This window comes from Aliiroseovarius sp. F47248L (assembly GCF_023016085.1).
Lineage (GTDB): Bacteria > Pseudomonadota > Alphaproteobacteria > Rhodobacterales > Rhodobacteraceae > Aliiroseovarius.
Genome location: NZ_JALKBF010000001.1, coordinates 1120219 through 1143772, shown reverse-complemented (window position 1 = coordinate 1143772; position 23554 = coordinate 1120219). Strand labels below are relative to the sequence as shown.

Sequence of the window (23554 nt, the reverse complement as noted above, 5' to 3'; positions counted from 1 at the left end):
ACGGGGACTTGCCCGATCCGGCTGTCCGGGCTAACTTTTGATCACTTGAGCAATCTCGAAAGTGTCATGCGCCATACATTACCGCTTGCACCCCAGTTCTATGTGACCGCGCCGCAGGAATGTCCTTACCTGAACGGTCGGATGGAACGTAAGCTGTTCACCGCTCTACAAGGCGAACACGCAAGCACCCTGAATGACACCCTGTCCAAGCAAGGCTTTCGCCGCTCGCAGAATGTGCTCTATCGCCCTTCTTGCGCTGAATGTTCGGCCTGCCTGTCCGCCCGCATCCGCGTCGCGGATTTCGAGCCGACAAAGGGCCAGCGTCGCACGATGAAGCGCAACGGTGATCTGGAACGCCGCGCCCGCGCCCCGTGGGCCAGCGAGGATCAATATGAACTGTTCCGCCGCTATCTGGACACCCGACACGCCGATGGCGGCATGGCAGACATGGATGTGTTTGAATTTGCCGCGATGATCGAAGAAACCCCGATCAAAAGCCGCGTGATCGAGTATTCCGAACGCGGCGTGGATCAGGATTCGGGAGACGAGCCCACCGGACCTTTGCGCGCCGTATGCCTGACCGATGTGTTGGATGACGGCTTGTCGATGGTCTATTCCTTCTATGACCCCGACCGCAACAAAACCTCGCTTGGTACGCATATGATCCTGGATCACATCCAGATCGCCCGCGAGGCTGGTCTGCCTTACGTCTATCTTGGCTATTGGGTGCCAGGCAGCCCGAAGATGGATTACAAAGCCAAGTTTTCGGCACTTGAGATCTATCGCCAGGGGCAATGGACCGCACTGCATGGGGATGAAGATTACACCTCCGAACTGCACCCCCTATCAACCGATCCGATTGCGGAACAGGTTGCCAGCATTACCTTGCCCGATACGGTACGTTCCGGCGGCAGCTAGGAAATGGTCGACGCTCAGGAAAAATCTGGGATTCAGACCTCTCCTTTCCATTAGTTGCGTCAACCCACCTCAGAATCGCCCTAAAATTCCAAAAAAACGGTTACTGCGACACTTTATTCGCTCTTTTCACGGTTGACGCCCCATCCCCCCCCTCATAATGTCGCGCCACTATTGTCAAGAAGCCCCACATACAAACCGGGTGGGCAAGGCTAAGGAATGTGTTGCAATGTGCAGCGTCCTCGTACTTGTAAGGAAATGGCGCATGGGCCGGTAACGGAACCATATAGGATCCCCATGCGCCCCCGAAGATCGGGGGCTTTTTTATGAAGAACGCACGTGGAACGGAGAGAGTGATGACACGTCAAATGACCGGAGCGAAAATGGTGGTACAAGCCCTGAAGGATCAGGGTGTCGACACAGTATTCGGCTATCCGGGGGGCGCTGTCCTGCCGATCTATGACGAGATTTTTCAGCAAAATGACATTCGCCATATTCTGGTACGTCACGAACAAGGCGCTGTGCACGCAGCCGAAGGTTATGCCCGCTCGACCGGCAAGCCGGGTGTTGTTCTTGTCACCTCTGGCCCCGGCGCGACAAACGCGGTGACAGGCCTGACCGACGCGCTGCTGGATTCGATCCCGATCATCGTGCTGACCGGACAGGTGCCGACCTTCATGATCGGCACAGACGGGTTTCAGGAAGCCGACACGGTGGGCATCACCCGCCCCTGCACCAAACACAACTGGCTGGTAAAGGAAACGGACAAGCTGTCTGCTGTGATCCACGAGGCGTTCCACGTGGCGACTGCCGGTCGTCCCGGGCCGACGCTGGTGGACATTCCGAAAGACGTGCAGTTTGCCACCGGGGACTACACCTCACCTGCGAAGGTCGAGACCAGCCACTATGCGCCGCAGTTGCGCGGCGACATTGACGCCATCACCGAACTGGTGGCGGCGATGGAAACAGCCAAGCGCCCGGTTTTCTATACCGGTGGAGGCGTAATCAATTCCGGCCCCGAGGCGTGCCAACTGCTTCGCGAACTGGTTGATGCCACCGGTTTTCCCATCACCTCGACCCTGATGGGACTAGGGGCTTACCCTGCCAATGGAAAGCACTGGCTGGGCATGTTGGGAATGCACGGGCTTTATGAAGCAAACATGGCAATGCATGATTGCGACCTGATGATCTGCGTCGGCGCGCGGTTCGATGACCGGATCACCGGACGCATCGACGCATTCAGCCCCGGTTCGAAAAAGGCGCATATCGACATTGATCCCAGCTCGATCAACAAAGTCATCCATGTCGAAATTCCGATCATCGGTGACGTCGGCCATGTGCTTGAAGATATGCTGAAAATCTGGAAAGCGCGCGGCCGCAAAACGAATGGCGATGCACTGGCGAGCTGGATCGCCAAGATCGACGAATGGCGCGGCCGTGACTGCCTGGCCTATCAACCGGACGAAAAGGTCATTCAACCACAGTACGCGATGGAACGCCTTGAGGCTCTGACCAAGGACAAGGATCGCTATGTGGCCACCGAAGTGGGGCAGCACCAGATGTGGGCGGCTCAGTTTCTGGGCTTCAACGACCCCAACCGTTGGCTGACCTCGGGCGGACTGGGCACCATGGGCTATGGCCTGCCCGCTTCGCTTGGCGCACAAATCGCACACCCGGATGCCTGCGTGATTAACGTGGCCGGTGATGCAAGCTGGCTGATGAACATGCAGGAAATGGGCACCGCCGTTCAATTCCGCGCGCCCATCAAACAGTTCATCCTGAACAACGAACGTCTTGGTATGGTGCGCCAGTGGCAGGAGCTTTTGCACGGCGAGCGCTATTCGCACAGCTGGTCGGAAAGCCTGCCCGATTTCGTGAAACTGGCGGAAGCATTTGGTTGCAAGGGTCGGCAGGTGTCGGACCCGGCCGAGTTGGACGACGCCATTCAGGAAATGCTGGACTATGACGGCCCGTTCATTCTGGACGTTCTGGTCGAAAAACACGCAAACTGCTTCCCGATGATCCCGTCGGGAGAGCCGCACAACAAGATGCTTCTGGGCGAAGCCGAGACGCAGGGCGTCATCGGCTCCTCAGGCGCGACGCTGGTTTAAGGAGGGTCTGTAAATGTCTGCACTTAAGATCAAAAAAGGCTCGTCACGGAAATCAGCCTATGACCTGCGCGATCCCAATTCAGATGAGATCGAACGCCACACGTTGGCGATCATTGTCGACAACGAAGCGGGTGTTCTGGCCCGCGTGATCGGGCTGTTTTCCGGCCGGGGATACAACATCGAAAGCTTGACCGTGGCCGAAGTTGATCATCTGGGCCACCTGTCGCGGATCACGGTTGTGACCTCTGGAACGCCCGCTGTAATTGTGCAAATCAAAGCACAGCTGGGACGTATCGTGCCGGTGCATGATGTGCATGATCTGACTGTTGAAGGCCCCGCGGTCGAGCGCGAACTGGCGTTGTTCAAAGTGGAAGGGTCTGGCGACAAGCGTGTTGAAGCGTTGCGACTGGCAGATATTTTCCGCGCCAATGTAGTGGATTCGACCCTCGATAGTTTTGTATTCGAGATCACCGGCACGACCGAGAAGATCTCGGCTTTTGCCGAATTGATGCGCCCGCTTGGTTTGATCGAAGTGGCTCGCACCGGGGTTGCTGCCCTGTCGCGTGGTGCAACGGAGTAGTCCAAACTCAAACGATTGGAACGCCCGTTAAGTCCATTAACGGGCGTTTCCTATAGCACAAGCGACCCTTTGGTTGTGTTGGATTGGTCCGCTGCGGCTCAGGCCACGACCCGCAAAACAGATCGCATATCCGTGCTGTCGAACTCTAGCCCGTCAGTTTCAGTCCTTTCAAAGTTGCAAAGGACTTGTGCCGGGTCGATCCCGCCCATAACCACGCTAACCGCTTCGATGCGGCTGACCGTGCGAAATCCATTGGCCTCATTAAAACCGAACCAAATCTGCGATCCGCGTTGCAGACTGTCAACGCCTTGAGGTGCAACAACTTCAGGGCCGATGAACGCCAGCGGCCCCTGATCTTCACACCAGACCAAGCCAACGCTCTTTTCGGCGTTGTACCAAAGGATTATCCCCAGCATTTATTTCTCCACTTCTGGTGGATATTTTATCGGCTGGATATGGCAGGAACAGGGCAAATATTCGCCTATGGAAAGAAACCGGCCACTTATTTTCTTACGCTGAGTTGTTTTTGGCCTCAATCAACGCGAACAGCCCGCATTGATGCCGTAACGTCAACCATCGCTTCGGATCGTTTAGAATCAATGTTGGATCACGGCGCTCTCTACCGTGTCCGCCATTGATGGAATTCCAAAAAAGAATGGGGTGCCCAAGGGCACCCCAGTTTCGCTGATAAGGCTCGTGATTAGTACCGCCCGGTCATGTTTTTGCCTGCGGCCCTATCCGCGTCAGGGGGCGAGCGCACCCGCCCCGTGTTACAATAGAGGGTGAACGCAAGAACGCCCTCTCATGTCTGCCGGGCACATCCCTTGGGACGTAGACGCACCCGGCGATCTCTTAGCTACAGCCCGTGGTCGATCCGCAGGTGTTGCATTTCATGCAGGTGCCGTTGCGCACCAGCGTGTAGTTGCCACATTCGCCACAAGGATCGCCCTCGTATCCCTGCATCTTGGCCTTGGTGCGTGCGTCGATCTTGTTGATCGTGCCGGTCGAAACGGCGGATTCACTGACTAATGTTTCGGTCACGGTGGTTTTCACGCCCGCTGTTTCTGGCACCAGCGCGTTCAAAACGCCAACCGGATCGGTACCGGTCAGAGCCGTCCCCCCCGCGTCTGCACCGCCTTGCAGCACCATCAGTTCTTGCGGCATACGTTTGCGCAGATAACCGGTCGAACTGATTTGTTTCAACACTTCCAAGGACTTGGTAGCAGCCGTTTCCGTCATCTCCTGGACGTTCGACACGCCTTCTTCTTCGCCACGACCCAGATCATCAAAGCTGGCCCCTTCAGGCTTCACATGGGCCAGATCGGTGCGGTCCAGATAAGACACGGCCAGTTCGCGGAAGATATAGTCAAGGATCGACGTCGCATTTTTGATCGAGTCGTTGCCCTGAACCATGCCAGCCGGTTCGAACTTGGTGAAGGTGAAGGCATCCACAAACTCTTCCAGCGGCACACCATATTGCAGGCCAACCGAAACAGCGATGGCGAAGTTGTTCATCATCGCGCGGAAGCCCGCACCTTCCTTGTGCATGTCGATGAAGATCTCGCCCAGATTGCCGTCTTCGTATTCGCCGGTGCGCAGGTAAACCTTGTGGCCACCAACGATGGCTTTTTGGGTGTATCCCTTGCGCCGTTCGGGCAGCTTTTCACGGCCCCGCGCAACTTCCTTGACGACGATCTTCTCGATGATCTTCTCGGCCAGTGTCACGGCTTTGTCGTGGGTCGAACCCGATGCGAGGATTTCTTCAGCTTCTTCATCATCTTCAACCAGCGCAGCCGCCAGCGGTTGGCTCAGCTTCGATCCATCACGATAGAGCGCATTGGCCTTGATCCCCAGCGACCAGCTGAGTTCATACGCTTTCTGACAGTCTTCGATGGTCGCATCATTTGCCATATTGATAGTTTTAGAGATCGCGCCGGAAATGAAGCTCTGCGCGGCGGCCATCATATAGATATGGCTGTCAACATTCAGGAAACGCTTGCCTTTTTTGCCGCACGGGTTGGCGCAGTCGAAGACGCTGTAATGCTCTTCCTTCAGGTGTGGCGCGCCTTCCAACGTCATCGTGCCGCACACATGGTCGTTGGCCGCGTCGATGTCTTTGCGGGTAAAACCAAGGTGGCTGAGCAGACTGAAATCGGGGTTGTTCAGCTTCTCGGTCGGGATGCCCAGCACGTTGGTGCAGAACTCCTCGCCCAGCGTCCATTGGTTGAACACGAAGCGGATGTCGAAGGCCGATGGCAATGCCGCCTCGATTTTGTCGATCTCGTTTTGGCCGAACCCGTGCCCAATCAGCGTCGTGTGGTTGATCCCCGGCGCGTTGCCAAGGGTGCCATGACCCACGGCATAGCTGATGATCTCTTCAATCTCGGACGAAGCATAGCCCAGCTTCTCAAGGGCTGCGGGGACCGAGCGGTTGATGATCTTGAAATATCCGCCCCCGGCCAGTTTCTTGAACTTCACCAGCGCGAAATCGGGCTCGATCCCGGTGGTGTCGCAGTCCATGACCAAACCAATGGTGCCCGTCGGTGCAATCACAGACACCTGCGCGTTGCGGTAGCCGTGCTTTTCACCCAGCGCCAGCGCCTCGTCCCATGCGCCCATCGCCAGATCGACCAGCTTGGCGTCCGGACAGTTGGCGTGATCCAGCGCCAGCGGTTTGATCTCAAGGTTCTCATAGCCCTCGGTCGCGCCGTAAGCCGCAGTGCGGTGGTTGCGGATGACACGCAGCATGTGTTCCTTGTTGCGCTCGAACCCTTCGAACGCACCCAGTTCGCCCGCCATTTCGGCAGATGTGGCATATGATACGCCTGACAGGATCGCGGTCAGCGCCCCGCACATCGCGCGGCCCTCGGCCGAATCGTAGCCATAGCCCATATTCATCAGAAGACCGCCGATATTGGCATAGCCCAGACCCAGCGTGCGGAAGACATAGCTTCGTTCGGCAATCTCTTTCGACGGGAACTGCGCCATCATCACCGAGATTTCCAGCGTGATGGTCCACAGGCGGGTGGCGTGCATGTAATCCTCAGCCTGGAACACGCCTTCTTCCAAGAAGGTCAGTAGGTTCATCGAGGCCAGGTTACAGGCGGTGTCGTCAAGGAACATGTATTCCGAGCACGGGTTCGAGCCGCGGATCGCACCGTCTTCGGGGCATGTGTGCCACGCGTTGACCGTGTCGTGATACTGGATGCCGGGGTCGGCACAAGCCCACGCTGCATGGCCGATCTGGTCCCACAAATCGCGTGCCTTGATGGTCTTGGCGACCGAGCCATCGGTGCGGCGGATCAGTTCCCAATCAGCATCTGCTTCGACGGCTTTCAGATACGCATCAGTGACGCGAACCGAGTTGTTCGAGTTTTGGCCGGAAACGGTCGCGTAAGCTTCCGAATCCCAGTCCGTGTCGTATGTCGGGAACTCAATCGAGCCATAGCCCTGCTTGGCATAATCCAGCACGCGTTTGACGTAAACCTCGGGGATCGCAACCTTTTTCGCAGCCCGAATGACGTCCTTCAGGTTTTCATTGACCTTGGGATCATAAGCGTCTTCCTCGGCCCCATCCCACGAACGGATCGCCGCAAAGATGTGGTTCAGATGCTCTTCGTGCATCTTCGAGCCCGCGACCAACGAGGCTACTTTCTGCTCTTCTTTGACCTTCCAGTTGATGTATTCTTCAATGTCCGGGTGGTCGCTGTCCACGATCACCATCTTCGCAGCGCGGCGTGTGGTGCCGCCCGACTTGATTGCACCTGCTGCTCGGTCGCCGATTTTCAAGAACCCCATCAGGCCCGAGGATTTGCCGCCACCTGACAGCGGTTCATCTGCCGCGCGCAGCGACGAGAAGTTGGTGCCGGTGCCGGAGCCGTATTTGAACAGGCGGGCTTCGCGCACCCACAGGTCCATGATACCGCCGTCGCCCACCAGATCGTCTCCGATTGACTGGATGAAGCAGGCGTGCGGCTGCGGATGCTCATAGCTGGACTTGGATTTGGTCAGCTTGCGGGTCTTGTGATCGACATAGTAGTGACCCTGTGCCGGGCCGTCGATACCATAGGCCCAATGCAGGCCGGTGTTGAACCACTGGGGCGAGTTCGGCGCGGCACGCTGGCTGGCCAACATGTGGCGCATTTCGTCGAAATACGCTTTGGCGTCGGCTTCGGTGGTAAAGTAGCCACCTTTCCAGCCCCAATATGTCCATGCTCCTGCCAAACGGTCAAACACCTGTTTGGCCGAGGTTTCACCGCCGTAACGGTCTTCCTTCGGCAAATCGGCCAGTGCTTTGTCGTCCGGGACCGAACGCCACAAAAATTCTGGAACGCCTTTTTCTTTCACGCGTTTCAGCACCGCTGGCACACCTGCTTTACGAAAATACTTCTGCGCAATCACATCGGATGCAACTTGGCTCCAGTCCGCCGGCACTTCGCAGGCGTCCAGTTTGAAAACCACCGTGCCGTCCGGGTTACGGATTTCAGATGTTGTGGTGATGAAATCCAACTCGGAGTAGGCGTCTGCTCCGGCTTTGGTGAATTTGCGTTCGATTTTCATAGTGCCCCGTCGATCCTTCGTGCGCTGCGGTGTCGCGTGTCTGAGCACGCCTTCACCCTTCCAAATTTAGCTGATCGCAAGGACCGGAAAAGACACAGAAAACCCGCACCGAAGCGCGCCATAGGCGACCACGGTCTCGTTCGACCCATCAGATCGTGTCATAATTCTTTTACTGTCCCGCTGTAACCTGCCGCCACTATATGTTGTGGCTTGTTGACCAGCACGCACAAGGTGACGTATCGACCCCTAGCAGGTCAACAAAAACTTCTGGTCTATCCACAACTCTTTTTCGTTGACCTTGATTGGGGTTTGAGCCAGCGCAGGGTTAACGATTTGATTCCTCGGCAAGAGGTGTCTGTGGATGGTTTCGGATTTTACTAAGTGATCACCGAACTTACGCCAAAAAGGGGAAGTGATACCTCAATTCAGAACATACAAAGCGATGGCGCATGTCACCTCAGTTTTTGGGCGGCATCGCGCAAACCACGTGAATTCAGGTGAAAACGAAATAAATAAGCGAACACTGGAAAACCGGCAGTCGGGCGCGTCAGGTGTGGCGTCTATGCGTCATGTAGAAGGTCGAAATTACTAAACTGGATCGCCTTGAAAAGAATCAATCCCCCACACCGATCCAATCCGCCCTCTGCTCCAATTATCCGCACCTACCGGACGGGATCACATCACGCATCGGAAGATCGACCACCATATATAGTCGTTCTACCCCGCACAGATCAGACAAATCGGTCGATATGGCCAAACTGGGAAAATGGTCGGGACGGCAAGATTCGAACTTGCGACCTACGGTACCCAAAACCGTCGCGCTACCAGGCTGCGCTACGCCCCGAACGCCCTCTCCTTAACGGGGGTTTTTGACGAAGAAAAGGGCAAACTGACAGCCCATTCGATCTTCCTGTCTTGCCATGGCTATTCGGTGGCTGCGCAAGGCCATGCAGCAATACTCTGATCCAACAACGGGTGGCGCAGAACCGTGCCCTCTGAAATGCCAAATCGCTCAGAGATGCCGCCGTTGACCTCTAGTACCGCAAAAATGTCCGAGCCACCGGGGATGAGTGATGTGTCGTGGGGAATGGCATTCTGGTGCACCCGCGCAACCGTGCCATCGGCGGTCAGAAACAGCATGTCCAGCGGGATCAGCGTGTTTTTCATCCAGAAGCTGACTGTCTGGGGTGTTTCGAACAGAAACAACATACCATGCGACATCGGCATGCTTTCGCGGTGCATCAATCCCTGTGCGCGTTCTCCGGGATCATCGGCGATCTCAACCATGAACCGCGCCTTACCCCAGTCCCCCCGCAGGTCGACGTAGTCTGGGTCACAGACATCGGCCCAGACCGGTGCAGACAACAAAAGGGCGCCCATGATAGACGCCCCCATTTTTACAATCCTGTTCAATACGCTTAGCATTTCATTCCTTGTGATCGGTGGCCGAGTCCCACGACGACACACTGACCGCCATGCAGCCCCGCTTGCCCGCCGCAGATCGCAGACCAATCGCTTCGCCCGGTTGCAAATCAGCAAGCCCCGAACGGCGCAGAACCTCTACGTGAATGAACACGTCTTCAGACCGCCCGAACACATTGGCGAAACCGAACCCCTTGGCCTTGTCAAACCATTTAACCCGCGCAGGCTCCAGCGGTCCTACGCTGTCAGGGTCGACAACGCCTTCAGTGAATTCCTCAAGCTGATGTTCGGCATCAGCGACAGGCGGCTCTATCGATAAGACATTGACGGCTTGACGACCGCGTTCAGTCGACTGCACCGAGATTTCAATGACTGAACCATCAGCAACTGAGCTTTGACCAAAATTACGCAACACATTGGCATGAAGCAAAATATCCGCTCCACCTTCGTCGGCGATCACGAAACCAAACCCCTTGCCTGGGTCAAACCATTTGACTTGGCCACGCAGCACGATTGGCTCATGCGCGTCTGTATCTTGCGCCATAATTGTCCTCAAAATATTCGCATCCCCACAATACTATTGGGGTGTTTGAAATCCGGGTGCAAGCCTTAAACACATATACTTTTAGGCAGGTATAGCACGAAAACCCCGATTTTTTAAGGGTTTAATCGCACAACTGACCACGATTCATTTTTTTGCTCCCGGCTCCAGCGAAAGCGGTCATGAAGCCGGAATGCCCCATCCGCCCAGAACTCTATTTCAGTTGGCCAAATCCGGTATCCACCCCAAAACGGCGGACGCGAGGGGTTGGTGCCATGGGTCGCCGTCACCTTTGCCACCTCGGTCATCAGGGCCGCACGTGAGGCTAAAGGCTGGCTTTGATGCGACGCCCATGCGCCCAACCGGCTTTTCAGCGACCGAGACGCGTAATAGGCGTCTGCCTGTGGCCCCTCTTCGCGTTCAATCACGCCACGCACCCGGATTTGGCGGCGCAGACTTTTCCAGTGCATAACAAAAGCTGCTTTGCCCGCATGATCCAGTTCCTGCGCCTTGGTAGACCCATAGTTGGTGTAAAATACGAAGGAATCGTCTTCGATGTCCTTGAGCAATACCATACGCGCATTCGGCAACCCGTCCGCATCGACCGTCGACAACGCAATGGCGTTGGGGTCATTGGGTTCAGATTTCTCGGCTTCTTCCAACCAACTGCACGCGATCACGAAGGGATCGTCGCCTGCAAATATCCCGCCACGTTCTGACATCCTTGCCCCCCCTTCTTGTGACTTTCCAAACATATGGCCTGCGCGGTTCCGTGCCAACTCTGTTACAAACACGTAGCAGAACGTCGGGCTCAGACTTGAAGAGACCCGGCCAATCGCCTAAACGGGCATATCGCAGTATCTCGGGACGGGGAACCAGAATGTCGACGGAATTGATGAAGGGCAAACGCGGCCTGATTATGGGGCTAGCCAACGATAAGTCCATTGCATGGGGGATCGCGAAAGCCTGTGCCGACGCCGGTGCCGAACTTGCGTTTTCCTATCAGGGTGAAGCGTTGAAAAAGCGGGTCGATCCGCTGGCCGCCCAACTTGGATCAGATGTTGTTGTTGAGTGTGATGTATCAGACCAAGGGTCGATCGACACATTGTTCAGCGAACTTGAAAAGACATGGGGCAAGCTGGATTTCGTCGTCCATGCTATTGGCTTTTCAGATAAAAATGAACTTCGCGGGCGCTATGTTGATACCAGCCCGGAAAACTTCCGCGTGACGATGGATATCTCGGTTTATTCCTTCACCGCGGTGGCTCGTCGCGCCGCAGCCATGATGCCCGATGGTGGTTCGCTGCTGACGCTGACCTATTACGGGGCCGAACAAGTGATGCCGCATTACAATGTAATGGGCGTTGCCAAAGCCGCACTTGAGGCTTCCGTACGCTACATGGCCGAGGATCTGGGCAAGGACGGCATCCGGGTAAACTCAATCTCGGCCGGGCCTATCAAGACGCTCGCAGCCTCGGGGATCGGTGATTTCCGTTACATTCTGAAATGGAACGAGCTTAATTCGCCACTGCGTCGCAACGTGACCATTCAGGACGTGGGCAACTCTGCCCTGTATCTGTTGTCCGACCTAGGGTCGGGCGTCACCGGCGAAACACATCATGTGGACAGCGGCTATCACGTCGTCGGCATGAAGGCCGTTGATGCGCCTGATATCGACGTGGCCACTGGTCGCAAATAAGGAGCATCCGACATGAGCGACCGCCTGCCCCACGAAAAAGGTTTCCACATCAGCTGGGATCAAATCCATCGCGACAGCCGTGCGCTTGCGTGGCGACTTGACGGCCAAGGCCCCAAAGACACAGGCTGGCGCGCTGTCGTTGCGATCACCCGTGGCGGTCTGGCCCCGGCCATGATCGTCGCGCGCGAGCTGGATATCCGCACAGTGGATACCGTATCGGTCAAATCCTATCACCATCAATCGCAGGGCGAAGCAGAGCTTCTGAAAGCCCCGGACGCGGCCATGATGGGCGATGGTGAGGGGATCTTGGTTATCGACGATCTTGTCGACACAGGCAAAACACTGGAACTGGTGCGCAACCTGTATCCCAAGGCCCATTTTGCCACCGTTTACGCCAAACCCAAGGGTCGCCCGCTGGTGGACACGTTCATCACCGAGGTCAGCCAGGACACCTGGATCTTCTTTCCATGGGATATGGCGCTGCAATATGTCGAACCATATCGCGGAACGGATTAATCAAACGCGTCAAAAACAATTCCGAAAGCCTCGCCCTATCCGGCGGGGCTTTTTTCATATTTGCTGCGACCAATTATTAAGAAAAAACCCGGCACTGCTTTCGCGGGCCGGGTTCAATAAATGCCTTGAAGGTGGCTTACTCTGCCGCTTCGGGAGCGTCCGGAGTGCCGCTGGCCGCATCCGTATCTTCGTTCGAGACGTCCGACTTCGCTGGCTTGCGGGGTTTGCGGGTCCGCGCTGGTGCCTTCTTCGGCTTGCTTTCCGGTGTTTCTACCAGACCGCTTTGGCCATCTTCTTCCATCGTGTCGGACTGTGGAGCGATGTCGGGTTGATCCCCCTCGCCTGCCGCTGCCTGTGCAGATTTGCGTTCGGCACGTGCTTCACGCTCTTCTTTTTCGCGTTGTTGGCGGTCGCGGTTTTGCTGTTCCGACTGCAAACGCCGGGCTTCCATCTCGCGCTGTGCTTCGCTGAGAAGACGGGTGTAGTGTTCCGCGTGCTGTTGGAAGTTTTCACCCGCAACCCGGTCATTCGACAAAAACGCATCGCGCGCCAATTGGGTGTATTTGTCGATGATCTGCTGGGGAGTCCCGCGCACTTTGCCCTCGGGTCCCGAACTGTCGTAGACGCGGTTGATGATGTTTCCCGGATTGTTCCGGTTACGGTTCGACTTGTTATTTCGCGAACGTGATTTCGGCGATCTCATCAGCTTGTTTTTCCAGCTTTAGCTTCCAACGCGCGGTTTAATTGCCGCGCTGTGTTTTCGAACAAGACACCAATCTGTGCCACATCGTTCGAATTGTAGGGCTTACAAACAGCGGCTGTCACGAGGACTGCGACACTGCTAAAACCTGATTGTCACGTGGATTGCCGAAACACAAGCCTTATCTGGAAAAAACTGGTGGAAACGAGGATTTTTGCCGGGTTCCAGTGGCTTTAACGGCCGTTGTACATGCATTATTCTGCAAAATGCGGCACACAGGGCCCATCGCCTGCGACAACACGATCATGCCCGGACAGGTCCTTCAGCACTTGGGTTTCGATGAATCCTGCATTCTGAAACATCTCTTTGACCGCCGCGCCCTGCCCGGCCCCGATTTCGACCATCAGATGCCCTCCTGACGCCAGATAATGCAATGCGTCAGCTATGATCTTGCGATAGGCCGCCAAGTCATCGCCGCCGGGCGACAGCGCCAAATGCGGCTCCCAATCCCGCACTTCGGGGGCCAGCGCCATCATCTCGGTCTCAGAGATATAGGGCGGATTTGACACGATCAGGTCAAACTGCTGATCGGTGGCAACCGCATCGAACCACGATCCTTCCAGAAACTCGGCACGGTCCGCAATCTGCATTGCCTCTGCATTGGCTCGGGCAATGGACAGCGCGGCCGACGACAGGTCCACTCCTTGCCCCAACGCATCTGGACGTTCTGCCAACAGTGTCAACAGGATACAGCCCGTTCCTGTGCCCAGATCCAACACGTTGGCAAAAGGCACTGACAAGGCCGTATCGACCAAAAGCTCGGTGTCCGGGCGCGGGTCCAATACATCGCCGGTTACAATGAAGTCACGCCCGTAAAACGCCCGCGTTCCGATAATTTGGGCAACGGGTTGGCGGTTGGCGCGCGCGGAAATGGCTTGCTCGAATGCAGCGGCGTGATGGTTTTCAACCACGTCTGGTAGAACCAGCGTCAGTCGGCTGCGATCAACGCCCAACGCATGCGCAAGTAAAATCCGTGCATCGCGAGCCGGGTCTTCCACACCCGCCGCGCGCAAGACCCGCGTGGCAGAGACCAATAGCGCCGTGCCAGTGGTCATCCGTCCATATCTGCCAATTGTGCCGCCTGATCTTCGGCAATCAGCGCGTCGATCACATCATCCAGATCACCTCCGATGATCTGATCCAGCTTATAGAGTGTCAGATTGATCCGATGATCTGTCATGCGACCTTGCGGGAAGTTATAGGTGCGGATGCGCTCGGACCGGTCACCCGACCCCACCTGTGCCTTGCGATCCGCCGCGCGGGCATCATCAACCCGCTGCCGTTCCAGATCAAACAGCCGCGTCTTCAGTACCTGCATCGCGATCTCGCGGTTGCGGTGTTGGCTTTTCTCGGAACTGGTCACCATGATGCCCGTTGGCAGGTGCGTGATCCGCACGGCACTGTCGGTGGTGTTCACATGCTGGCCGCCCGACCCTGACGCGCGCATTGTATCAATGCGAATGTCATTTGCGTCGATTTGGATATCCACATCCTCCGCCTCGGGCAGCACAGCCACCGTTGCTGCCGAAGTGTGAATGCGCCCGCCACTTTCAGTTTCCGGCACGCGCTGGACCCGGTGCACACCGCTTTCATATTTCATACGGGCAAACACGCCTTCGCCCTTCACATGAGCCACGACCTCTTTGATGCCACCTAGTTCAGTCAAGGATTGCTCCATGATCTCGAAATTCCAGCCGCGCGCCTCGGCATAGCGTTGATACATGCGCAAAAGGTCCGCTGCGAACAGAGATGCTTCGTCCCCACCCGTGCCGGGACGAATTTCGATCATCGCAGGTCGAGCGTCCGCGGCGTCCTTTGGCAGCAGAACCAACCGCATGGCCTGTTCCACCTCGGGCAGCCTCTCTTTCAGGATCGGCAGCTCTTCTTCAGCCAACTCACGCATGTCCGGATCGCCCAGCATTGCCTCGGCTTCGGCGATATCGTCCAGCAGACGGCGATAAGCGGCGATTTCCTCGACGACCGGTTTCAGTTCAGCATATTCGCGCCCGACCTGCGCGATTTCTTCACCCGACAGGCCTTGTGCCATGCGGGCTTCCAGAAACTCGAACCGTTCTGTGATTGCTGAAAGTTTTTCCATAGGAACCATTGTGGCGGTGTCTCTTATCACGAAGGTTTGGTCAAGAGGCACGAATGTGCTAGGCTAAGGCATGTTCAGGATATTGCCCCTTTTCTTCGTCGCGGGCGGACTGTTCGCTGAACCGGTGCTGGCCGACGTCACCTCACCGGGCGGCAAGGTCATAGACTGCTACTGCACTGACACCGCCGGCAGTCGCGTTGAACTGGGCGAAAGCATCTGCCTGTTTGTCGGCGGTCGTGCGTTCATGGCCCGCTGCGAAATGAGTTTGAACGTACCCATGTGGCGCGACACGGGCGAAGGCTGTGTTTCTGCACAAGCGGTCCAAGAGACACAAACGAGCAGCGATGCCCCTGCCGAATTGTCGCCTCTCTGATCAGAATTCGTCATCCATGTCGTCATCAAGATGTCTTAGCTGATCAAGCCAGACGTCAACCCGCTGTTCATTCACGCCCATATCGCTTTTACCATAGACCAAATGGGCATGAATATGCAGTGCATCATCGGCCACCCATGCCACAGTGATGTCGGGAAAGCCGATACGCCGCGAGCGGGTGACAACCGCGAACAGATCATCTTCTTGATATCGCAGATGCGTGCGCGGGGCTTCCAGTGCGATCCACGCCAGATGGTCCAAGGCACCTTCTGGCAGAATGCGCAGCGGGATCACGTATTTCACCCCACCCGGCAGTTTGTGCGTACCCGGATTGTTTGGACCTGGACGTGCCGAGAATCGCTCTTCCGGCAATGGTGCCAGTCGCACCCAGCCAAGCGCAAGAACGGCCAGAAAAAGCACACCCAGAATTGCAAAAACAAAATAATTCACACACGCCCCCGAACCCTCCGCCCCCCAGCGGATCGTGACACATCAACTCTTGGTAGCGATAGATGAGCCGGGGTTACGCTGCAAGCCTAATCCTGCAATGGGCTTGTCAAGGGTGATGGTCATGTTGACGGCACAAAACAGCAGCATACGGTACAATTCAATCGCGCCTACTGTGATATGCGACACGCCGCGCAGACTAGCAGCGCCGCGTCACCGCCCACAGATTCAGAATTTCCATCGCCACATGCGCCCCTGCGATGGCGGTGGCGCCAGTGGTGTCAAAGGGTGGTGACACCTCGACCACATCGCCGCCCACAAGGTTGATCCCCGCAAGATCGCGCAGGATGATCGACGCTTGTGCCGAGGTCAGACCACCCCAGACCGGCGTGCCTGTGCCGGGAGCAAAGGCCGGGTCCAGCGCGTCGATGTCAAAGGTCAGATAGGTTTTGCGGTCTCCCAGGATCGACTTGATCTTGTCGACCACCGCCTGCGGGCCGGTTTCATGCACCTCGCGCGCGTCGATGATGTTCACGCCCAGTGTGTCGTCGTTATGGGTGCGAATGCCCACCTGCACCGAACGGGCCGGGTCAATCAGCCCCTCTTTCACGGCTTTGTAGAACATCGTGCCATGATCAACACGGGTCATGTCATCGTCGGCCCATGTGTCCGTATGGGCGTCGAATTGCAACAGGCTCAGGGGGCCGTGCTTCTTTGCATGCGCGCGCAGGATCGGGAAGGTGATATAGTGATCGCCGCCCAGCGTCAGGCAGGCCGCATCCTGATCCAGAATGCCGCTGATATGCGCCTCAAGAGCGGTGGGGAACTGGTCGATATGGGCATAGTCGAACGCCATGTCACCGTAATCGGCAATGGCAAATTCGCTCATCACATCGAAGCCCCAGCCATAGGCCTGGTCGGGCGATTGCAGACAGGATGCCTCGCGGATCGCACGCGGGCCAAGGCGGGTGCCGGGGCGATTGGTTACGGCCTGGTCAAACGGGATGCCCGTAACCGCGATGTCGACACCCGAAAGGTTTTTGGAGTAGGTGCGACGTAAAAACGACAAAGCCCCGCCGAAGGTGTTTTCAAAGGCCAAACCTTTGAACCCGTCCCGCGTGAAGGCGGTATCGACCTGAGTTTTTGCGTCTTCCAATGCCATGTCGACCTCTCCTGTTTTGTGATCGGTTAGCACAGGTTTGATGGTCTGACCAGATAATTTGATCAAATCCAGCGCCATGACCTCAGATCGGGTTCAGCCGTTCGACCAGACGCGCAAAGAAACTGGCCCCGTAAGGCGCGGCCTCATCATTGAAATCATAGGCTGGGTGATGAACGCCCGCGCTGTCTTTGCCCTGCCCAAGAAACAGATAGGCTCCGGGGCGCTCTTCCAGCATATAGGCGAAGTCTTCAGCCCCCATCTCGCGCCCTTCTTGGGCGAAGACGTGGTCATCGCCGCTGATCTCGCGCGCTACGTCTGCCGCTTTTTCTACGGCATCGGGGTCGTTCACCGTGGGCGGATAGCCCAGTTCATAGTCGATCTGGACCGTCACACCGAAACTGGCTGCCTGTCCCTCGATCACCTCGCGCAGACGACGCTGCACCATCTCGCGCACCTCGGGGGTGAAAGATCGGATGGTCGCGGCGAACCACGCGTCTTCAGGGATGATATTGTCTGCCGTGCCGCCGCCGATCATCGTGACCGAGACCACCAGATTGTCCATTGGCGACAGGTTGCGGCTGACGATGGATTGGACCGCCTGCACCATCGACACGACCGCCATGATCGGATCGACCGTATCCTGCGGATAAGCCGCGTGGCCACCGCGCCCCGTCACCTTGACGTGCAGCGTGTCGACCGCAGCCATGATCGGGCCGGGTGTGGTATAGAACTTGCCCACCTCATGCCCCGGCATGTTGTGCAGAGCATAGACCTCGGAAATACCGAAACGGTCCATCATGCCTTCATCGCACATGTATTTCGCACCGCCGTCGATTTCTTCGGCAGGTTGGAAGATCAGCGCGACGCGCCCCTTGAAGTTCCGCGTTTCCGCCAAGTATCGCGCAGCCCCCAGCAACATCGTGGTGTGCCCGTCATGTCCACAGGCGTGCATCCGCCCGGGAACGGTTGAGGCATAATCAAGCCCGGTTGCCTCATCCATCGGTAACGCATCCATATCGGCGCGCAGGCCAATGGTCGGGCCATCCCCCTGCCCGTTGATGATGCCCACAACGCCCGATATGCCGATCTTCTCGTGAATTTCGTCCACACCGAAACCGCGCAAATGATCCACGACATAGGCTGCTGTATCGTGACACTCCAACCCCAATTCAGGATTGGCATGGATATGCTGTCGCCACGTTTTCATATCACCAGCAAATTCGCCAATACGGTTGATGATCGCCATGACTTCCTCCTATCAAGGGTGGGACGAAACAAACCTGATTTGGATCATGATGCAATGAGCAAAACGCGCGATCTTTCCCCCTCGGACACTCTGGTTCACAACCCGCAAGGGGGGATGGATCGCTTGCGCGAGATCATGCGCCGCTTGCGCGATCCGCAAAACGGCTGCCCTTGGGACATCGAACAGACCTTCGCCACCATCGCGCCTTACACGATCGAGGAAGCCTATGAAGTGGCAGATGCGATCGAGCGTCAGGCCTGGAACGAGTTGAAGGGCGAGTTGGGCGATTTGCTGTTCCAATCAGTGTTTCATGCCCAGATGGCGGAAGAGGCCGGGATGTTCACATTTGACGACGTGGCCGACACCATGTCCGACAAGATGGTCGCGCGCCATCCGCATGTGTTTGGGGATGAATCGCGCGATAAATCCGCCGAACAACAGACCCGCGATTGGGAAACCATCAAGGCCGCAGAGCGGGCGAACACTTCTCACAAAGGTGTGTTAGACGGTGTGGCGATTGGCCTGCCCGCCCTTTTGCGTGCCGTAAAACTGCAAAAGCGCGCCGCCCGCGTTGGATTCGACTGGCCAGATATCGGCCCCGTGCTGGACAAGATCACCGAAGAAGCCCACGAGGTGGCCGAGGCGCGCGATACGCTTGGACCAAATGAATTACGTGAAGAAATCGGGGATCTTTTGTTCGTCGTTGCCAATCTGGCGCGCCATCTTGACGTGGAACCAGAAGAGGCACTGCGTCATGCCAATTCAAAATTCGAACGTCGTTTCCAAGGAATCGAACGGCGCTTGGCGGCTGATGGCCGTGCACTCGAGGACGCAACGCTTGAGGAAATGGATGGCTATTGGGAGGCTGAAAAAACAGCAGAACGTGCGGTTGGCAAATAATTTCTGATTGATTTAATCAGGTATTGACCCAAGCAAAAGACTCAGGTTTAAGCGCGGTAACGAAAACAAGGAGACTCGCGTGATGAACAAAGTTCGCACCTTCGCCACAGCCACTATCCTGGCCACAGCCCTGACCCCCGCAATTGCCAGCGCGGACGAGGTCAACGTCTATTCCTATCGTCAGCCCGAGCTGATCCAGCCGCTGACCGATGCCTTTACCGAAGAAACCGGGATTGCTGTCAACGTGGCCTTCCTGAACAAGGGTATGATTGAACGTCTGGAAGCCGAGGGCCAACGCAGCCCCGCCGACCTGATTTTCACCGTCGACATTTCGCGTCTCGCAGGTGTGGTGGATGCCGGTCTGACCCAGCCGGTGGAAAGCGATACGCTGAACGCCAATATCCCTGCCGAATACCGCGATCCCGGCAACCAGTGGTTCGGCCTGACCACCCGCGCCCGGATCGTCTATGCCTCGAAAGAGCGCGTGGCCGAAGGCGAAGTGACCAGCTATGAGGATCTGGCCGATCCCAAGTGGGAAGGCCGCATTTGCACCCGCTCGGGCACCCACGCCTATACGTTGGCGCTTGTGTCGGCCTATATTCAGCACCACGGTGCAGAAGAGGCCAAGACATGGCTGGAAGGCGTGAAATCAAATCTGGCCCGTAAACCGCAGGGCAACGACCGTGCACAGGTCAAGGCAATCTGGGCCGGCGAATGCGACATCGCGATCGGCAACACTTACTATATGGGCAAGATGCTCAGCGATCCCGAACAGAAGGCATGGGCAGAAAGCGTGAACGTGACATTCCCTGTCTTTGAAGGCGCGGGCACCCATGTGAACGTATCGGGTGTTGCATTGGCAAAACACGCGCCGAACAAGGAAGCCGCCATCAAGCTGATGGAATTCCTGTCATCGCCCAAAGCGCAGGAAATTTATGCCGCCGCCAACTTCGAATACCCAATCGCGCCGGGCACAGAAGCAGTTGACCTGGTCAAAAGCTGGGGCAACTTCACCCCGGACAGCGTCAACCTGATGGAAGTGGCCAGTCACCGCGCCGCTGCGCTGAAACTGGTGCAAGAGGTCGATTTCGACGGCTGATCGTCAGCACAGATCCAAACATCAAAGCCCGGCTTTTTAGCCGGGCTTTTTTGTGGATCATTCACCCGCTTTGCGCATCGGGGTCAGCATCTGCGACAGATAGTGACCGGTGTAGCTGTCAGCGACCTGCGCGACCTCTTCCGGGGTGCCGGTGGCTACAATTCGCCCACCCCCATCGCCGCCCTCCGGGCCGATATCGATCAGATGATCGGCGGTCTTGATCACGTCCAGATTGTGTTCGATCACGATGACCGTGTTTCCCTGATCGACCAATTCATGCAGCACTTCCAACAGTTTGCGCACGTCTTCAAAATGCAAACCAGTGGTAGGTTCGTCCAGAATGTAAAGCGTGCGCCCGGTAGAGCGTTTGGACAGCTCTTTCGACAGCTTCACCCGCTGCGCCTCGCCGCCTGACAAGGTCGTCGCCTGCTGGCCCACCTTGATATAGCCAAGCCCGACCCGCATCAGCGCATCCATCTTGTCGCGGATCGAGGGCACGGCCTGGAAAAACGCCTGCGCGTCCTCGACCGTCATGTCCAGCACATCTGCGATGGACTTGCCCTTGAACTGCACTTCCAGCGTCTCGCGGTTATAGCGTTTGCCCTTGCAGGTTTCGCAAGTCACATAGACGTCGGGCAGGAAATGCATCTCGATCTTGATGACACCATCGCCCTGACAGGCCTCACACCGTCCACCTTTCACATTGAAGCTGAATCGGCCGGGCTTGTAGCCGCGCGTCTTGGCCTCGGGCAGCCCGGCAAACCATTCGCGGATGGGCGTGAACGCGCCGGTATAGGTCGCGGGGTTTGAGCGTGGCGTGCGCCCGATGGGGCGCTGGTCGATGTCGATCACCTTGTCCAGATGCTCCAGCCCCTTGATCGTTTCACAAGGCGCGGGTGTCTGGCGGGCTCCGTTCAGCCGCATCGAGGCGGTCTTGAACAAGGTTTCAATCGTCAGCGTGGATTTGCCCCCGCCCGACACGCCGGTGACGCACACGAACTGCCCCAAGGGAAATTCAGCGGTCACGCCTTGCAGGTTGTTGCCTGTGGCCTTCACCACCTTGACCACCTTGCCATTGCCCTTGCGGCGTTGGGCGGGCACGGCAATTTCGCGCGCGCCGGTCAGGTATTGGCCGGTGATCGACGCCTCGCAGGCGGCGATATCGGCAGGCGCACCATGGGCGATCACCTCACCGCCATGGACACCTGCGCCGGGACCCATGTCGAACACGTAGTCCGCCTCACGAATGGCTTCTTCGTCGTGTTCAACGACGATCACGCTATTGCCTTGATCGCGCAGGTTTTTCAGCGTGGTCAGCAGCCGCCCATTGTCGCGCTGGTGCAACCCGATGGAGGGTTCATCCAGTACGTAAAGAACCCCGGTCAGACCCGACCCGATCTGGCTAGCCAGTCGGATCCGCTGGCTTTCACCCCCCGACAAGGTGCCGGAATTGCGGCTGAGCGTCAGGTATTCAAGCCCCACATTGTTCAAAAACCCAAGACGTTCGCGGATTTCCTTCAGGATGGCGCGGGCAATCTCGTTCTTCTGCGCGGACAGATGATTGGGCGCATCCTCGACCCAGGCCAGTGCCTCGCGGATCGACATCTCGACCACCTGCCCCACATGCAACAGCGCGTCACCGGACCCGATCTTCACCGCCAACGCCTCGTCGCGCAGGCGATATCCACCACAGGCACCGCAAGGGCGGTTGTTCTGATAGCGTTCAAACTCTTCTCGAATCCAGTTGGAATCCGTCTCGCGATAGCGGCGTTCCATGTTGGGAATGACACCCTCAAACTGCCGCGTCACTTCATAAACGCGCCCGCCTTCGTCAAAGCGAAACTTGATCTCTTCCTCGCCCGAGCCATACAGGAACACCTGCTGCACATGTTCGGGAAGATCTTTCCACGGTGTGCTTTTGTCGAACTCGTAATGGCGCGCAATGCTTTCGATGGTTTGCAGGAAATAGGGCGTCTTGCCCTTGCGCCAGGGCGCCAGCGCGCCGTCATAGATTTGCAGCGTGGCGTCCGGCACCACGAGGCGTTCGTCAAAGAACAGCTCCTTGCCCAAGCCATCACAGACCGGGCACGCCCCGAACGGCGCGTTAAAGGAAAACAGGCGCGGTTCAATTTCCGGAATGGTAAAACCGGACTCCGGACAGGCGAAGTTTTCCGAGAAGGTGAAAATCTTGGGTTCACCCTCTTTCGGCGCTGTTTCCAACAAGGCAATCCCGTCCGCCAGATCAAGTGCTGTGCGGAAACTGTCGGCCAGCCGTTGCTCCATCCCCCCGCGCACCACGACACGATCAACCACCACGTCGATATTGTGGCGAAACTTCTTGTCCAATATGGGGGGATTATCAAGCTCGTGCAGCTCTCCGTTTACCTTGACGCGCTGGAATCCCTTCTTCTGAAGTTCTTGAAATTCCTTGCGATATTCGCCTTTTCGGTCGCGCACGATGGGGGCAAGCAGATAGGCACGGGTACCCTCCTCCATCTGCATGACGCGGTCAACCATGTCCTGCACCTGCTGGGCTTCAATTGGCAGACCGGTGGCCGGAGAGTAAGGCGTGCCAGCGCGGGCAAACAGCAGACGCAGATAGTCGTAAATCTCGGTCACGGTGCCGACGGTCGAACGTGGATTCTTCGATGTCGTCTTTTGTTCAATCGAAATCGCAGGCGATAGACCCGCGATGTGATCCACATCCGGTTTCTGCATCATATCAAGGAACTGGCGCGCATAGGCGGACAGGCTTTCGACATAGCGCCGCTGCCCTTCCGCATAGATCGTGTCAAACGCCAGCGACGACTTGCCCGACCCGGATAGCCCGGTGATCACCACAAGCCGGTCGCGCGGAATATCCACGTCGATGGATTTCAAGTTATGCTCGCGCGCGCCACGAACTTGAATTTCTTTCAACTCGGCCATTCTGACCCCCAGTTCACAATTGCTTAACGGTTAGGCCAAACCGCGCGGCGGGACAATCGGAAAGTTAGAACATTTGCGGAACACTTGCAAACGCGCTGAGTCGCCCACCCCATTACATTCATTTTCTTGAATTTTAAGTCTCAGACCCATTGACGTGAATCCGTTGCGATCTATATCCCGGATCAAACCCTTTTCGG

Annotated in this window: 20 protein-coding genes and 1 tRNA gene; 8 read left to right on the top strand and 13 right to left on the bottom strand. The window is 57.0% G+C overall.

The features are described 5' to 3' along the window. Window positions 1-66: 66 nt before the first annotated feature. The 3 genes from MWU51_RS05665 (at window position 67) to ilvN (ending at window position 3606) form a co-directional block, all read left to right on the top strand. Window positions 67-918, top strand: a complete 852-nt coding sequence (locus MWU51_RS05665; RefSeq protein WP_247035498.1) for an arginyltransferase — start codon at window positions 67-69, stop codon at window positions 916-918. Window positions 919-1271: 353 nt separating this feature from the next. Beyond that, the gene (locus MWU51_RS05660; protein WP_247035497.1) at window positions 1272-3026 is read left to right on the top strand and encodes an acetolactate synthase 3 large subunit; all 1755 of its coding nucleotides are present in this window, start codon (window positions 1272-1274) and stop codon (window positions 3024-3026) included. Window positions 3027-3039: 13 nt separating this feature from the next. Then, the gene (ilvN, locus tag MWU51_RS05655) at window positions 3040-3606 is read left to right on the top strand and encodes an acetolactate synthase small subunit (RefSeq protein ID WP_247035496.1); all 567 of its coding nucleotides are present in this window, start codon (window positions 3040-3042) and stop codon (window positions 3604-3606) included. A 98-nt stretch (window positions 3607-3704) separates the two neighbouring features. Here the strand turns inward: ilvN and MWU51_RS05650 are convergent, their stop codons facing one another. The 6 genes from MWU51_RS05650 to pdxH all read right to left on the bottom strand — a co-directional run bounded on the left by MWU51_RS05650 (window position 3705) and on the right by pdxH (window position 10851). Further along, entirely contained in the window at window positions 3705-4022 is a 318-nt protein-coding gene (locus tag MWU51_RS05650; protein ID WP_247035494.1) for a hypothetical protein, read from the bottom strand. Between the two features lie 436 nt (window positions 4023-4458). Beyond that, window positions 4459-8166 carry a vitamin B12-dependent ribonucleotide reductase gene (locus MWU51_RS05645; protein WP_247035493.1) on the bottom strand — a complete coding sequence of 1236 codons (3708 nt, stop codon included), beginning with the start codon at window positions 8164-8166 and terminating at the stop codon, window positions 4459-4461. A 767-nt stretch (window positions 8167-8933) separates the two neighbouring features. After that, window positions 8934-9010, bottom strand: a tRNA-Pro gene (locus tag MWU51_RS05640). A gap of 80 nt (window positions 9011-9090) precedes the next feature. Beyond that, window positions 9091-9546: a DUF192 domain-containing protein gene (locus tag MWU51_RS05635; RefSeq protein WP_247035492.1), complete on the bottom strand. Its 456-nt coding sequence runs from the start codon at window positions 9544-9546 to the stop codon at window positions 9091-9093. Between the two features lie 46 nt (window positions 9547-9592). Beyond that, on the bottom strand, window positions 9593-10132 hold the full coding sequence (locus tag MWU51_RS05630; protein WP_247035491.1) for a cold shock domain-containing protein: 540 nt from the start codon (window positions 10130-10132) through the stop codon (window positions 9593-9595). 113 nt (window positions 10133-10245) lie between these two features. Continuing rightward, the gene (pdxH, locus tag MWU51_RS05625; protein WP_247035489.1) at window positions 10246-10851 is read right to left on the bottom strand and encodes a pyridoxamine 5'-phosphate oxidase; all 606 of its coding nucleotides are present in this window, start codon (window positions 10849-10851) and stop codon (window positions 10246-10248) included. Window positions 10852-11009: 158 nt separating this feature from the next. On the opposite strand from pdxH, the gene fabI reads away from it, so the two are divergent. Together fabI and gpt are read left to right on the top strand one after the other, a co-directional pair. Continuing rightward, on the top strand, window positions 11010-11828 hold the full coding sequence (gene fabI, locus MWU51_RS05620; protein ID WP_247035487.1) for an enoyl-ACP reductase FabI: 819 nt from the start codon (window positions 11010-11012) through the stop codon (window positions 11826-11828). A 12-nt stretch (window positions 11829-11840) separates the two neighbouring features. Beyond that, window positions 11841-12344, top strand: a complete 504-nt coding sequence (gpt, locus tag MWU51_RS05615; protein ID WP_247035485.1) for a xanthine phosphoribosyltransferase — start codon at window positions 11841-11843, stop codon at window positions 12342-12344. Between the two features lie 136 nt (window positions 12345-12480). Here gpt and MWU51_RS05610 read toward each other — a convergent pair whose 3' ends face one another. From MWU51_RS05610 to prfA, 3 genes are all read right to left on the bottom strand, one after another. Beyond that, a complete protein-coding gene (locus MWU51_RS05610; RefSeq protein WP_247035482.1) occupies window positions 12481-13047 on the bottom strand; it encodes a DUF4167 domain-containing protein in 567 nt (188 codons plus the stop codon). A 251-nt stretch (window positions 13048-13298) separates the two neighbouring features. Further along, a complete protein-coding gene (gene prmC, locus MWU51_RS05605; protein WP_247035480.1) occupies window positions 13299-14159 on the bottom strand; it encodes a peptide chain release factor N(5)-glutamine methyltransferase in 861 nt (286 codons plus the stop codon). Further along, the gene (gene prfA, locus MWU51_RS05600; protein ID WP_247035478.1) at window positions 14156-15211 is read right to left on the bottom strand and encodes a peptide chain release factor 1; all 1056 of its coding nucleotides are present in this window, start codon (window positions 15209-15211) and stop codon (window positions 14156-14158) included. Before prfA ends, prmC begins: the two co-directional genes overlap by 4 nt. Before the next feature lie 61 nt (window positions 15212-15272). Here prfA and MWU51_RS05595 point away from each other — a divergent pair, with 61 nt between their 5' ends. Then, window positions 15273-15575 (top strand): hypothetical protein, encoded by a 303-nt coding sequence (locus tag MWU51_RS05595; RefSeq protein WP_247035476.1) that lies wholly within the window; start codon window positions 15273-15275, stop codon window positions 15573-15575. Here MWU51_RS05595 and MWU51_RS05590 read toward each other — a convergent pair whose 3' ends face one another. The 3 genes from MWU51_RS05590 to MWU51_RS05580 all read right to left on the bottom strand — a co-directional run bounded on the left by MWU51_RS05590 (window position 15576) and on the right by MWU51_RS05580 (window position 18430). Next, complete coding sequence (locus tag MWU51_RS05590; RefSeq protein ID WP_247035474.1) at window positions 15576-16025, bottom strand: DUF1499 domain-containing protein; 450 nt, start codon at window positions 16023-16025, stop codon at window positions 15576-15578. It lies immediately after the preceding gene. 196 nt (window positions 16026-16221) lie between these two features. Continuing rightward, window positions 16222-17184: an agmatinase gene (speB, locus tag MWU51_RS05585; RefSeq protein WP_247035472.1), complete on the bottom strand. Its 963-nt coding sequence runs from the start codon at window positions 17182-17184 to the stop codon at window positions 16222-16224. An 82-nt stretch (window positions 17185-17266) separates the two neighbouring features. Further along, window positions 17267-18430, bottom strand: coding sequence for a M20 aminoacylase family protein (locus MWU51_RS05580; protein ID WP_247035470.1), 1164 nt, complete (start codon window positions 18428-18430; stop codon window positions 17267-17269). A gap of 54 nt (window positions 18431-18484) precedes the next feature. Here MWU51_RS05580 and mazG point away from each other — a divergent pair, with 54 nt between their 5' ends. Together mazG and MWU51_RS05570 are read left to right on the top strand one after the other, a co-directional pair. Beyond that, on the top strand, window positions 18485-19330 hold the full coding sequence (gene mazG, locus MWU51_RS05575) for a nucleoside triphosphate pyrophosphohydrolase (protein ID WP_247035468.1): 846 nt from the start codon (window positions 18485-18487) through the stop codon (window positions 19328-19330). Window positions 19331-19412: 82 nt separating this feature from the next. Continuing rightward, entirely contained in the window at window positions 19413-20429 is a 1017-nt protein-coding gene (locus MWU51_RS05570) for a Fe(3+) ABC transporter substrate-binding protein (RefSeq protein WP_247035465.1), read from the top strand. 57 nt (window positions 20430-20486) lie between these two features. Here the strand turns inward: MWU51_RS05570 and uvrA are convergent, their stop codons facing one another. Beyond that, window positions 20487-23357: an excinuclease ABC subunit UvrA gene (gene uvrA, locus MWU51_RS05565; protein ID WP_247035458.1), complete on the bottom strand. Its 2871-nt coding sequence runs from the start codon at window positions 23355-23357 to the stop codon at window positions 20487-20489. Window positions 23358-23554: the final 197 nt, after the last annotated feature.